This is a genomic window from Micromonospora sp. NPDC048835, assembly GCF_040649995.1.
Classification (GTDB): domain Bacteria; phylum Actinomycetota; class Actinomycetes; order Mycobacteriales; family Micromonosporaceae; genus Micromonospora.
Map to the genome: position 1 here is coordinate 221,710 of NZ_JBEZGM010000004.1, position 12,685 is coordinate 234,394.

The 12,685-nt window shown below is 73.6% G+C and carries 11 protein-coding genes; 5 read left to right on the plus strand and 6 right to left on the minus strand.

The features are described 5' to 3' along the window. Window positions 1-3: 3 nt before the first annotated feature. A complete protein-coding gene (locus tag AB0C15_RS07530; RefSeq protein WP_357349893.1) occupies window positions 4-1,044 on the minus strand; it encodes a phosphatase domain-containing protein in 1,041 nt (346 codons plus the stop codon). 172 nt (window positions 1,045-1,216) lie between these two features. On the opposite strand from AB0C15_RS07530, the gene AB0C15_RS07535 reads away from it, so the two are divergent. The 4 genes from AB0C15_RS07535 (at window position 1,217) to AB0C15_RS07550 (ending at window position 5,564) form a co-directional block, all read left to right on the plus strand. After that, entirely contained in the window at window positions 1,217-2,833 is a 1,617-nt protein-coding gene (locus AB0C15_RS07535) for a hypothetical protein (RefSeq protein ID WP_357349702.1), read from the plus strand. A gap of 65 nt (window positions 2,834-2,898) precedes the next feature. Next, a complete protein-coding gene (yaaA, locus tag AB0C15_RS07540; protein ID WP_357349704.1) occupies window positions 2,899-3,696 on the plus strand; it encodes a peroxide stress protein YaaA in 798 nt (265 codons plus the stop codon). A 106-nt stretch (window positions 3,697-3,802) separates the two neighbouring features. Beyond that, window positions 3,803-4,549, plus strand: a complete 747-nt coding sequence (locus AB0C15_RS07545; protein WP_357349706.1) for a hypothetical protein — start codon at window positions 3,803-3,805, stop codon at window positions 4,547-4,549. A gap of 58 nt (window positions 4,550-4,607) precedes the next feature. Next, a complete protein-coding gene (locus tag AB0C15_RS07550; RefSeq protein ID WP_357349708.1) occupies window positions 4,608-5,564 on the plus strand; it encodes a TAXI family TRAP transporter solute-binding subunit in 957 nt (318 codons plus the stop codon). 10 nt (window positions 5,565-5,574) lie between these two features. Here the strand turns inward: AB0C15_RS07550 and AB0C15_RS07555 are convergent, their stop codons facing one another. From AB0C15_RS07555 to AB0C15_RS07565, 3 genes are all read right to left on the minus strand, one after another. Next, window positions 5,575-7,005, minus strand: a complete 1,431-nt coding sequence (locus AB0C15_RS07555; RefSeq protein ID WP_357349710.1) for a HAMP domain-containing sensor histidine kinase — start codon at window positions 7,003-7,005, stop codon at window positions 5,575-5,577. A 9-nt stretch (window positions 7,006-7,014) separates the two neighbouring features. Next, window positions 7,015-7,671: a response regulator transcription factor gene (locus tag AB0C15_RS07560; RefSeq protein ID WP_357349712.1), complete on the minus strand. Its 657-nt coding sequence runs from the start codon at window positions 7,669-7,671 to the stop codon at window positions 7,015-7,017. Between the two features lie 98 nt (window positions 7,672-7,769). Beyond that, entirely contained in the window at window positions 7,770-8,081 is a 312-nt protein-coding gene (locus tag AB0C15_RS07565; protein ID WP_357349714.1) for a hypothetical protein, read from the minus strand. A 103-nt stretch (window positions 8,082-8,184) separates the two neighbouring features. Here AB0C15_RS07565 and AB0C15_RS07570 point away from each other — a divergent pair, with 103 nt between their 5' ends. Further along, a complete protein-coding gene (locus AB0C15_RS07570) occupies window positions 8,185-8,523 on the plus strand; it encodes a DUF952 domain-containing protein (RefSeq protein ID WP_357349716.1) in 339 nt (112 codons plus the stop codon). Between the two features lie 56 nt (window positions 8,524-8,579). Here the strand turns inward: AB0C15_RS07570 and AB0C15_RS07575 are convergent, their stop codons facing one another. Both AB0C15_RS07575 and AB0C15_RS07580 read right to left on the minus strand, forming a co-directional pair. After that, window positions 8,580-10,364: a CDP-glycerol glycerophosphotransferase family protein gene (locus AB0C15_RS07575; RefSeq protein WP_357349718.1), complete on the minus strand. Its 1,785-nt coding sequence runs from the start codon at window positions 10,362-10,364 to the stop codon at window positions 8,580-8,582. Window positions 10,365-10,565: 201 nt separating this feature from the next. Next, window positions 10,566-12,677, minus strand: a complete 2,112-nt coding sequence (locus tag AB0C15_RS07580) for a DUF6077 domain-containing protein (RefSeq protein ID WP_357349720.1) — start codon at window positions 12,675-12,677, stop codon at window positions 10,566-10,568. Between the last annotated feature and the right edge of the window lie 8 nt (window positions 12,678-12,685).

Consider the following 12,685-nt stretch of genomic DNA (forward strand, 5'->3'; position numbering starts at 1 on the left):
AAGTCACACCAGGCCGGCGTCGCGGAGCAACTGCCACAGGCCGGCGCCGTCCGGAGCGGAGAGCCACTTCTGCCCCACCGGCCCCGACGACGGCCGGCCGGCCGGGGCGGGCAGGCTACCGGCCAGCACCGACTGGGTCGGGGAGAGTCGGCGGATCGCCACCCCGGCGACGTTCTCCGGGTGGGCGGCGGCGAACTCCCGGTAGATCTCCTGGTCGTGCTGGCCGTCGTCGCCGACGAGCAGCCAGCGCACGTCGGGGAACTCCCGGGCCAGCCGGGCCAGCGTGGAGCGCTTGTGTTCCATGCCGCTGCGGAACCAGCGGTCGGCGGTCGGGCCCCAGTCGGTGAGGAGCAGCGGCCCGGCCGGGTAGAGGTGCCGGGACAGGAAGCGGGTCAACGTGGGCGCCACGTTCCACGCGCCGGTGGAGAGGTAGAAGACCGGCGCCCCGGGGTGCGCGGTGACCAGGCGCTCGTACAGCACGGCCATGCCGGGCACGGCCGCGCGGGCGTGCTCGTCGAGCACGAACGTGTTCCAGGCGGCGAGCAGCGGTCGGGGCAGCGCGGTCACCATCACCGTGTCGTCGATGTCGGAGAGGATGCCGAACGTGACGGCCGGGTCGAGGATGCGCACCGGCGCGTCGACCGGGTCGGCGTCGGGGACGCTGAGCCGGACCGTGCCCCAACCGGGCGGCAGGTCGGCCTCGACGAGTGTGTCGACGAAGCCGCTGCGGTCGGCCCGTGTCTCGTGGCGGACCCCGCCGGCCTCGATGGTCACGGTGACGTGCTTGGCGGGCAGGGTGGTGAAGCTGCGCCAGCCGCGAACCTTGTCCAGCCGACCCCGCTGGCGGGTGTCCGGTCGACCCAGCAGCACCCGGCACATCACCCGCACCCAACCCGGCGCGCCGTAGCCGGTGTACGCGACGATGTTGATCCGCCAGCCGGTGCGCCGCAGCCGACGCTCGACGAGCTGGTGTACGGCGTCCTCGATCCGCGCTGCCCGGTGCAGATTTGGAACGGCCAGTTGACCGGCGGGAGTGGGTGGCACGCGCCAACCCTGCCACACGTCGGCAGCCTCGGCCATGCGAGCCGACCCCGGCCGCGCCGATGCGAGCCGGCCATGGTCGACCCGGTCCGGCCCGCCCGGCTGCGCCGATCCACCCCGGGGGCCCGACCGAACGTGAAACACTCCGGTCGGGACGACGACGGGGGCGTTGGTCGTGTCGCATGCAGAGCAGCACCGCGGGCGATGGCGCCCGCGACTCGACCGGCCGGCGCTCGTCGCGCTGCTGTTCGGGCTCGCCGGTGTCGTCTACCGGCTGATCCTCACGCTCTTCACGGTGCCGGTGTCGAACAGCGACGAGGCGACCTTCGGCCTCGCCGCGCTGCACATCGGGCAGGGTCGGGAACACCCGGTCTTCCTCTACGGCCAGCACTACATGGGGACGTTGGAGTCGTACCTGGCCGCTCCCCTGGTGGCGGTGTTCGGGCCGAGCTGGCCGGTGCTGCGCCTGCCGATGCTCGTGCTGTACGCGCTCTTCCTCTACCTGATCCACAGGTTGACCCGCCGGCTCGGCACCCCGTGGTTCGCCGCGTTCGTGGTGGGTCTGCTCGCGTTGGGGCCGGAGCGGGTGGTGCGCGACCAGCTCACCGTCGTCGGTGGGCGGCCGGAGGTGAAGCCTGCGGTGCTGCTGATGCTGCTGATCACCGTGGGGTTGGCGGCCGGCACGATCCACCGCCGACGGCTCGCGATCGGCCTGTTCGGGCTGCTCGTCGGGGTGTCCGTCTGGTCGGACTGGCTGATCCTGCCGTACCTCGCGGTGGCCGGGCTGGCCCTGGTCTGGGCGGTACGGCGGGAGCTGTTGGGGTGGTCCGGGCTGCTGCTGGTGGCGGGGGTGGTCGTCGGCGTGGCCCCGATGATCGTGGACAACCTGCGGGCCGGGCCCGGTGACGACTCGCTCTCGGTGTTCCGGGACGTCAGCACGAAGGCCGGGCCGCAGCCGCCGTGGTCCGACCGGATCCGGGGCGGTCTGCTGGAGGGGGTGCCGCTGGCGCACGGGTTCTGCCCGGTGGACGGCTGCGGACGCTTGCAACAGTGGTTCGGGGTGCTGTACCCGGTGCTGCTGCTGGCCGCCGCGGCGCTCGCGGTGCTCGCCTACCGGCACGCCGGGGCGTCGCGCGGGGAGCGGGTCGGGCCGGTCGTGCAGCTCGCGCTCGTCGCCGGTGCGGCGTTGACCCTGCTGTCGTACGTGCGCAGCCCGCTCGCCGCGACCAGCCCGCTGGACAACGCCCGCTACCTGTCGGTGCTGCAACTGTCGCTGCCGGCCGTGCTCTGGCCGCTCTGGGTGGCGGCGCTGACCGCGTGGCGGGGCACCAGCAGCGTGCTGGGGCGGGTCGCCGGCGCGCTCTCCACCGCCGTGCTTGCCGCGTTGACCGTGGCCACGCTGGTGACCACCGTGCTCTTCGCGGCCACCGGCACGGCGGCGTCGCGCACCGAGGAGCGCCAGGCCCGGAAGCTGGCCGCCGCGCTGCGCGCCGACGGACCCCACGAGGTGTACGGGGACTACTGGACCTGCAACCGGTTGATCTTCAACACCGACGAGGCAGTGGTGTGCGGGGTGCTCGACGACGCGCTGACACCGGGGCAGAACCGCTACCGACCGTACTGGCGGCAGGTGGGGCGGGCCGAACGGCCGGGCTACGTGGTGGAGGTCGACTCGCCGATGGACCGGCGGCTGCGCGGGTTGCTCGCCGACCGGGCCGACGCCGCGCTGGTACGGGAGGTCGGCGGCTATCGCGTGTACCACCCCGACACCCCGGTGCGGCCCTGGCGGTAGCGGCGGGTCGTACGCTGGCCGGGCCGGCGCGTGGGGTGCCGCCGTTTCGCCCGTCGAGGAGAACCATGCTCATCCTGCTGCCGCCCTCGGAGGGGAAGGCCGACGCCGGCACCGGACGGCGGTGGGCCCCGGACCGGCTCTCGCTGCCCGACCTGAACCCGGCCCGGGAACGGGTGCTGGACGCCCTGGTGGCGCTGAGCGCCGGGCCGGACGAGGAGGCCGCCCGGGTGGCGCTCGGCCTCAGCGAGGGTCAGCGGGGCGAGCTGCGGCGCAATGCCCGACTACGGGAGGCCGCCACCGCACCGGCCGAACGGCTCTACACCGGCGTGCTCTACGAGGCGCTGGACCTGGCCTCGTTGCCGGCCCCGGCGCAACGGGCGGCCCGCCGGTCGATCCTGATCAGTTCCGGGCTGTGGGGTGCGGTCCGGCTGGCCGACCGGATCCCGCCGTACCGCTGCCCGATCGGCGCGCGCCTGCCCGACGTCGGGGCGCTGTCGACGTACTGGCGCGGGGAGCTGACGCCGGCGGTGGACGCCGCCGCCGGGCGGGGGCCGGTGCTGGACCTGCGCTCCGGCGCGTACGCCGCCACCTGGACGCCGCGCGGCGAGTTGGCCGAGCGGACCGTGACCGTCCGGGTGCTGCACGAGCGGGAGGTCGACGGTGTGCCGGTCCGGTCGGTGGTCAGCCACTTCAACAAGGCGACCAAGGGGCGGCTGGTCCGTGACCTGCTCGTCGCCGGCGCCCGGCCACGCACCGCCGCGGAGCTGGTGGGCACCCTGCGGGAGTTGAAGCACACCGTGCTGGAGCACGACAGCGCTCCGGGCCGGGTACGGCAGGTGGATCTGGTGGTCACCGACCTGTAGCGGGGCGGCTGCCGCAAGATTTGCTCAAGGCTGGGCCGCAGCGGTTCCGTAACGGCGCGGCAGGGGCCACGGTAAGGCAACCCAGACTCCGACAAGGGAGCCTCCGTTGACCCGCGAACCCGCCCTGCTCGACCGGCCCCACCCCTCGACGACCCCGGCCCCGCTGGGCTGGTTGACGCTCGGCGACGCGTTCGAGGCCGCCTGCCTGCTGCGCTGCACCCCGCCGCCGACCGCCACCCGACCGAGCGCGGTCCGCGCCGAGCACACCCCCGCGGTGGAGTTCAACCGGGAGGACGCCGCGCAGCGGATGCGGCAACTGCTCGCCCGGCTGGACATCCCGGTCACCCACGAGGTGGCCGTCGGTGGTCTGCGCCGCCGCTACGAGCTGCACCGGCTGTGGGTGCCCCGGGAGCACCAGAGGGCGTACACCCGGGTGGTGGACGCGGGCTGGCGGCAGGGGCGGCGCGAGCTGCTCGGCGGGCCGCTGCCCGGCGCCTCACCGGCCCGTCGGCGGTTGGTGACCCGGCTGGCGGAGGCGGCCTGGCGCTCGGCGCTGCTGGCCGCCGGGCGGCACGTCCGGCGGCACATCCTCGGGGTCCGGCTCACCGACCGGGAGTTGGCCGCGGTGCTGATCCGGGGCGCGGCCGTGCTCGACGTGCCGGCCCGGCTGCACCCGGGCACCGGCTGCTTCCTGGTCAGCGTGGCCGACGGCCCGGACCGGCAGCGGATTCTGCGCAGCGCGGCGTTGGAGCCGGCGCGCGGCCCGATCTCCGTACCCGCGACGGCGCGTGCGACGAACCCGACGCCGGCGCGGGGCGCGGGCGTGCTGCCGGCAGCTCGCGCGGCCTGCTGATCAGGTCCCGACGGTCCGGCACGGTACGGGCTTGCGCGCACCCGCCCGACGGCGCACAGTGCAGCGCGTGAGTCGTACCTCGTCCAGCCGTGCCGGCCTGGCCGCCCTGTCGACGGCGTTGCTGATCGCGAACCTGGCCGTGGCCAGCTGCCGGGACACCCCGACCGAGCCGACGTCGATCCGGATCGCCACCGGCAGCCCCACCGCCGTCTACTACGCCTTCGGGCAGTCCCTGGCGACCATCCTCAACCGGGAACTCCCCGGCGTGCGGGCCAGCGTGGTGATCACCGCCGCCTCGGCGGAGAACGTCCAACTCGTCGGCTCCGGCGGGGCGGAGCTGGGTTTCACCCAGGCCGACGTGCTGCCCACCAGCACGGCGGGCAGCCCCACCGTCGAGGCCGTCGCCCGGGTGTACGACGACCAACTGCACCTGGTCACCACGAGCGGCGGCCCGGTCCGCACGGTCGCCGACCTGCGTGGCCGGCGGATCTCCGTCGGCGCGGCCGGCTCGGGCACCGAGATCACCGCGACCCGGCTGCTGGAGGTGGCCCGCCTCGGTGGCGACGAGGTGCGCCGCGAACGGCTCGGCCTGGACGACTCGGTGACGGCGCTGCGCTCCGGGCGGATCGACGCGTTCTTCTTCTCCGGCGGATTACCGGTCCGGGGCATCGAGGAGTTGGCCAGGGCCAGCGCCATCCGGATCGTGGACCTCAGCGAGTGGACCGAGCCGCTGCGCTCGCGGTTCGGCCAGGTCTACGTCTCCCGCGACATCCCCCGCTCGGTCTACGGGACGGACGCGGTGACCACGGTGGCCGATCCGAACTACCTGATCGTCCGGGCCAACCTGCCGGAGCCGCTGGTCCGTGAGGTGACCCGGCTGCTGATGGAGCGCCGGGCGGAGTTGGCCGCCGCCCACCCGGCGGCGGGACGGATGAGCCCCCGCTCGGCGATCGTCACCGCGCCGCTGTCGCTGCACCCGGGCGCCGCCGCCTGGTACCGCGACACCAAACCGTGACGGCCGGCCCTCAGCGCACCGGTGAGGGCCGCAGCTCGGCGGCCGGTTCCTCCTCCGCCGGCTCCGTCGCGAGGGGAGGCGTCGGGAACCACAGGGCGGCGACCAGCCCCCGCGACTCCCCCGGGCGCATGGTGAGCCGCCCGTCCGACGCGTCGACAAGTACGGCGGCGATGGTCAGGCCCAACCCCGCGCCGTCCACGTTCTGCGCGTCCGGGGCCCGCCAGAACCGCTCGGTCGCCTGGCCGAGCTGACTCTCGGTCATGCCGGGGCCGGAGTCGCGCACCTCAAGGGCCACCCCGCCGTCGCGGCGGGCCACCGTCACCGTCACCGCACCACCCGCCCCGCTGAACTTCACCGCGTTGTCGATGAGCGCGTCCAGCGCCTGGTCGACGGCGGTCGGCACGGTCTGGGCGTACGCCGGGGCGTCGGTCGTGGCCAGCCGCAACGCGACCGACCGGTGTCGGGCCAGCGGCGCCCACGCGGCCACCCGGGAGGCGGCCACCGCGGCGGCGTCCACGGTGACGCGCTCGTTCTCCTCCCGTTCGGCGCGGGCGAGGGTGAGCAGCGCGTCGAGCACCAGCGCGAGCCGGTCGGTCTCCTCCAGTGCCAACCGGTGCTCCGAGCGGCCGGCCGGGTCGGTGAGACTGGGCCCCAACTCCTCCACCCGCAACCGCAGCGCGGTGAGCGGGTTGCGCAGTTGGTGGCTGGCGTGCGCGACGAACGCGCGCTGCCGGTCCATCACGTCGGAGACCACGTCGGCCATGTGGTTGAAGCTGCCCGCGAGACGGCGCAGCTCCGGCGGCCCCAGCCGGTGCTGCACCCGGGCGCCCCGGTCACCCTCGGCGATCTCGTGGGTGACCGCGTCCAGTTCGGTGACCGGCCGCAGCACCCACCCGGCCAACCCGAACGCGGTGAGCACGCAGGCCAGCACGGCGAGCAGGCCGGCCAGGGCGAGCAGCAGCCACCACGAGAGGACAGCGCGGCGGATCGGGCCGGCCGAGGTCACGATCACCACCGCGCCGAGCACCTCACCTCCGTCGTTGATCGGTACCGCCACCACCACCGGGTCGGTCGTCCAGGGCCAGACCGACTCGGGGGCGCTCGTCTGCTGCCCGGACAGCGCGACGTCCAACACCGCCGCGGTCGCCGGGCTGGGCTGCCACCTCGGCGACGAGACCGGGGTGTTCCGGTCCCGGTCGACGATCGCGGTGCCGATGGCGTACAGGTCGTCGTAGCTGCTCAGCTCCGACTCGATCGGGCCGGGCCCACCGTCGCGCAGCGCCGGCCCGGCGAGCGAGGCGAACCGGGTGGCGTCGGCGAGCCGGTCGGCGCGGACCCGTTCGGTCTCCCGGCTGGCCATCGTGGCGGCGAGCGGGGTCTCCAACGCGATGAGGACGAGGACCATCAGCAGCAGATAGCTGATCACCAGGCGGCGGCGCACGTCAGCTCCTCACGCGTCGCGGAGCCGGTAGCCGACGCCGCGTACGGTCTCCACCAGGCTGGCGTCGCCGAGCTTGCCGCGCAGCGACCCGACGTGCACCTCCACCGTGTGCCGGTCGGCCCAGGTGGTGCCCCAAGCGTCGAGCAGGATCCGGTCGCGGGGCACCGCCACCCCGGGCTGGCGGGCCAGCGAGAGGAGCACGTCGAACTCCTTGCGGGTCAACGTGACGACGCGGCCGTCCACGGTCACCGTTCGCGCGGCCACGTCGATGCGGACCGAACCGGCCTCGATGAGGTGCCGCTCGGGCGCGGCGTTCGCGGCGCGACGCAGCACCGCCTCGATCCGGGCCTGCAACTCCACCATCGAGAACGGCTTGACCACGTAGTCGTCCGCGCCGAGGCGCAGACCAAGCACCCGGTCCCGTTCCTCACCCCGGGCGGTCACCGCGATGATGCCGAGCTGGCTGCTGCGTCGCCGCAGCTCCCGGCACAGGTCGGTGCCGTCCCCGTCGGGCAGGGTCAGGTCGAGCAGCACCAGGTCGCAGGGGGCGGCGGAGAGCGCGGCGGCGACGGTGGCCGCGTGCTCGACCTCGTACCCCCGGCGGGTGAGGGCGGAGGACAGCGCAGCGGCGACCCGGCGGTCGTCCTCCACCAGCAGGATCCGCACCCGTGCCCCCGTCCGTCGCAGCGCTGTTCTGCGAATGGTGGCAGAAGCGCGCGCGGACCGGGAGGCCGCCCGCCCCCGACCGGGCGGGCCACCGGCCGCTACAGGCCGAAGACGTCGTCGGCGGTGGCGTCCCGGACGCCGTCGGTGAACCCCCGGAAACCCGGGTCCTCGTGGCTGGCCGGCACGCTGGTGACGGTGACCCCGCCGGCCTGGGTGACCGCGTCGACCAGGGGCGGAAAGTCGATCTCGGCGTCCTGGAAGGCGTCGTCGTCCGCCTCGGCCAGGTTGATCACGTGCTGTACGTCGTCGGACGGAGTGTCCGGGTCCTCGGCCCACTCGCCGCCGGCCCGGTAGCACTCGTCGTACAGCGCGCGCTGGCTGTCGGTCCAGTCATCGTCGTAGCTCTGCATCGCCCATCCCTCCGCGGCCGTTGACCTGAGCATGCCCGGCGGGAGGCGACGGGCGCGGCGAAACCGGGCGAGTGCGCCGGCGGCAGCCCCGTACGCTGCTCTGGTGATCTACAAACTGCTGTCGAGCGCGGAATGGGACGACGCTCTCGCCGCCGGTGCCTTCGCCGGCTCCCCGGTGGACCGACAGGACGGCTTCATCCACCTCTCCGGCGGCGACCAGGTGGTCGAGACCGCCCGGCGGCACTTCGCCGGCGTCACCGGGTTGACGCTGCTCAGCGTTGACGAGGAACGCCTCGGCGACGCGCTGCGCTGGGAGCCGTCGCGCGGCGGGGCCCTCTTCCCGCACGTGTACGGCCCGCTGCCGGTCGCGGCGGTGGTGGCGGCGCAGGCGTTGCCGGCGGACCGTCCGGCCGCCGACGCGGTCGCCGCCCTGCTGGGCTGACACGGACGCGCCCGGCCCGAGATGTCTCGGACCGGGCGCGCCGGGTGTACGCGGGATCAGCGGCAGAGGCGGCCGATCTCCTCCTGGAACCGGTCCATCGGGTTCGCCTCGGCGGGGCCGAGCAGGTAGGTCTTCAGCTCCCGGCGGGCCTCGGTCATCGGGTCGTCGCCGGCCCGGGTGACAGTCACGATCTTCTCCAGCTCGCCGCAGTCCTTGGAGAGCAGGTACGCGGCCCGCGCCGTCGGGTACTCGCGGCGGAAGTCGTCCTCGGAGAGGCCGGCCGGGTTTGCCACCACGTACGGCCGCTGGCTCTGCACGAAGTCCGACACCACACTGGACACGTCGCTGATCAGCAGATCCGTCTGGTTGAAGCAGTCGAACAACCCGGGCGTGCGGCCGGTGACCACCAGGTGCGCGGTGCCGTCGAGCGAGGACGCGTCCGGGTTGCCCCCGGCGGCCCGGATCGCCGCGACGATCCGCTCGTGCACGGCCTTCGCCATCTTGGACCGCGACCCGGTCAGCGGGTGCGGCTTGTAGATGAGGCGGAGCCGGGGGTTGGTGGCGAGCAGCCCCTTGACGATCCGCTCACCCATCAGCACCAGCGAGGTGTGGTACGGATCGTCGTCGAGCCAGCCCTCCCAGGTGGGCGCGTAGAGCACGGTGAACGGCCGGTCCACCGACTCGGCGCCGAAGGTGTGCACCCCGGCGAGCTGCGGCCGACCGATCTCGACGATGTCCGAGTCGAGCACTCCCACGCCGGCCCGCGCGTAGCGCTCCCGACCGGCCAGGCCGGCGACCCAGACCTCGTCGTACACCTTGCTGTAGGGGTTGACGCTCGCCTGCTTGTCGCTGTCGCCGTGCCCGACGAAGACGTGCGCCGTACCCGGCTCGCGGAGCATGTGGATGTTCGCGCCGACGTTCGCGGCGTAGAGCGCCGCGCGGACGCCGCCGAGGTCGAGGTTCATGAAGTCGACCCCGGCCGGTACGCAGATCACCGGCAGCCGGGTGTCGGCCAACTCGAAGAACGCTTCCTTGCTGCGCATCAGCACCACCGCGCGCTGCTGGAGCGCCTCGGTCGGGGCGAGCCACATGTTCGCCTGGTAGACGTCCTTGGCCGGGCCGGCGAAGTAGAGCGCCACCTCCGGCCGGTAGGTGTCCAGCCACCGCTGGACCGCCGGCAGCAGCGGGCCCTGCCCGGAGCCGCGACCGCGGAGCCAGGTCAGCGCGATGATGGCCCCGACCAGACCGGTCGCCACGGCCGACACCGCACCGGCCGCGAAGAACGGCGTCGGATCGTGTTGCACCGCGGCGGCCACGCCGGCCGGCACCAGCAGCAGGTTGAGCAGGGGCATCCGGTCACCGGCGACCGCGGCCGCCCAGGCGGGCGGCGTGGGTGCGCTGGACAGTGGACCCAGCTCGATGTTGCGCACCATGGCGGAGAGCGGGTTACGACGCTCGATCATGGTGGACAGCGCGCCGGCGAAGACCGACACGACCCACACCGCGGCCGGCAGTACGAGCAGCAGGGTCAGTTCGCCGCCGCTGAGCCGCACCTCGGCGGCGACCAGCAGCACGGCGGCGAGGTCCCGGGTGAGCTGTCGGTACGACCAGTGCAGGCCCACCTTCTCCAACAGCAGCTGCGACGGCGGCGACCAGCGGGCGACGGCGAACTCGCCGATGATGGCGGCCAGACCGGCGACGGCGAACAGGCCGATCCAGCCGAATACGCCACCGACGAGCATGACCAGATAGGCCAGTACCAGCAGTGCGCTCTGGGCGGCCACTCCGAGGCGTCCTGTCAACGTGCCGAACAACGAGGTTCGCTCCCTACGAGATGTCATTGCGGGCGGTGCCCGTGATGGATCGACGTCACTCCCCCGTCGCGCACCGACTCGGTAGCGGCCGGCTGCGTGTGACTGCGACCTTAACGCGAGAGGACAGCTCGGTGTCGCTCGGGTATCCGGCACCATTTCGGGCAAAGTTCCCCAGTGGGGCGGGCCCGGCCCCGGCACGGGGTCGGGCCCGCGGTGCGGGCGGAGCGCTCAGCCGGCCCGCCGGAAGCAGGTCACCGCCCCGGGCGCCTTGCGCTTGGCGAACTCCTGGTAGCCCAGCTGGGGCGCGGTGTCGCGGGCGTACGTGTTGCCGTTGTAGACGCAGATGGTGCCCACGTCCAGGCGGTTCAGTGCCGCCGTCAACTCGGCCGGTGCCGGGCTCTGGGCGCCGTCGGCGAAGCCGGCGAGCAGCAACCTGTCCTTGGCGAACTGGGAGTTGAGGTCGTACTCGACGAGGTAGAAGTCACGGGGCAGGACGACCCGGACCTCGCTGGTGACAATCGGGGTGGTGCGCATGATCGTCTTCGGGGCGAGCAGCAGGCCCTCCGGGCGGTCCAGATCCTTGATCCAGAAGGCGATCGCCTGACGCTGCTGCGGAAGCTTCCAGGTGGGGCGTTCGTGCACCTCGACCCAGCTCTTCTCGGACCACATCGGGGTGGCGAACAGCGCGAACGCGGCGACCAACAGCACCGCGATCCCGCCGGACGCGGCCCGCCGCAGCGCCGGGGTCGGCGCCGGTACGCGCACGGTGCAGAGCAGGCCGATGAGCGTGGGCAGGGCCAGCAGCCACGGCACGCGCCAGAGCACCACCGAGATGCCGCTCAACGCGCTCAGCACCTCGAGCACGCCGGGCACGAACAGCACGCTCATCGCCAGGGTGGCCCCGGCGGCGAGCAGCGCGGGCGTACGCCGACGGGCGAGCAACGCCCCGCACCACAGCGCCAGGCCACTGATCACCCCGACCACGCCGAACAGCAGGGTCCGCTTGTAGGTGTACGCCGCGTCGAAGAAGGCGTCGTCCGCGCCGGTCGCGGCCATCCCGCCGAGCAGCAGACGGGAGACCACGAGAGAGCCGATCGGGTACGCGAGGGCGGCGACCGCCGCGACGACGGCTGCCTTCCAGCGACCGACCAGCAGCATGGCGAAGCCGGCCGCGCCGACGAGCATCGGCAGGATGATCGCCGCGGTGTTGGTGAGCCCGATCGCGGTGACGGAGAGCGCCACGATGAGCACCAGGCTGCGCCGCGACCGGTTGTCGAACCACTCGGTCAGGTAGAGCCACATCAGCGGGATGACCGCCGAGACGAACATGCCCTTGCCCTCGTGCAGCCGGGGCAGGTGGAACGTGCCCAGCGCGGCGTCCCCGCCGGCCACGAGGTAGAGGTACGCGACCGCCACGGTGAAGGCCAGCACCGGACGCCGCGGGGCCCACCGGTGCGTCAGCCGCCACAGCGCCAGCACCGCGATCACCGCCATGATCGGCAGCAGCACGTACCAGAGGGCCGAACTGGCGTGGATGCCGACGACGTGTGCGAACGCGCCGTCGAAGACCTCGATCGACGGAATAGGCGGCTGGGAGCCCATGGCCGGCAGCACGTTGTCGGAGAACAGGAAGTCGTTGAGCGGAATCAGGTCACGCTCGGCGATCCACACCGACTTGCCGACGTAGTAGACGTCGTCCGGGGTGTTGCGGGCCAGGAAGAGCGAGGAGACGCCGACCAGGACCGAGATGACGAGCGCGTACGCCGACTGCCCCGCGGTGGGCGCCGGGGCGGCCGGGCCGGGCGTCGGGCCGCTCAACCAGGCCTGGCGTACCAGCAGGAGCCCACCGACGGCCGCGACCAGGCCGAACACGGCCGGGATCCACCACGGGACGCTGTCGCTGGTGCCGGCCACGCCGGCGGTGACGGCGGCCACGGCGGCGGCGACCAGGACCCCGACCAGCAGGCGGCGGTCGGCGGCGGGCGGTGCGCCGACGGACTCCTCGGGAGCCGTCGGAGCGCTGTCGTCCGGGGTGCTGTCGGTGCCGGCGCGGCGGCGGGCGCGCAGCACGGCCACGACCGCGAGCACCACACAGGCCACCAGCCAGATCCGGAAGGTCACCGACGGACGCAGGTCTCCCAGGAAGGCCAGGTGGTAGAGCACGGTGAAGAGCGCGAACGCGATCACGGCGCCGTCGGTGAGCAGCGCCGGAGTGACGGCCACCAGCGCGCGCACCCGGGACGTCACCGCGCGGGAGTTGGCGGGTCGGGCTGCCGGCCCGGTCCGCGGCGCCGGGTCCGGTTCGGCGGGCGCTACGGCGATGCTGTCGACGTTGGCCACGGGCATCC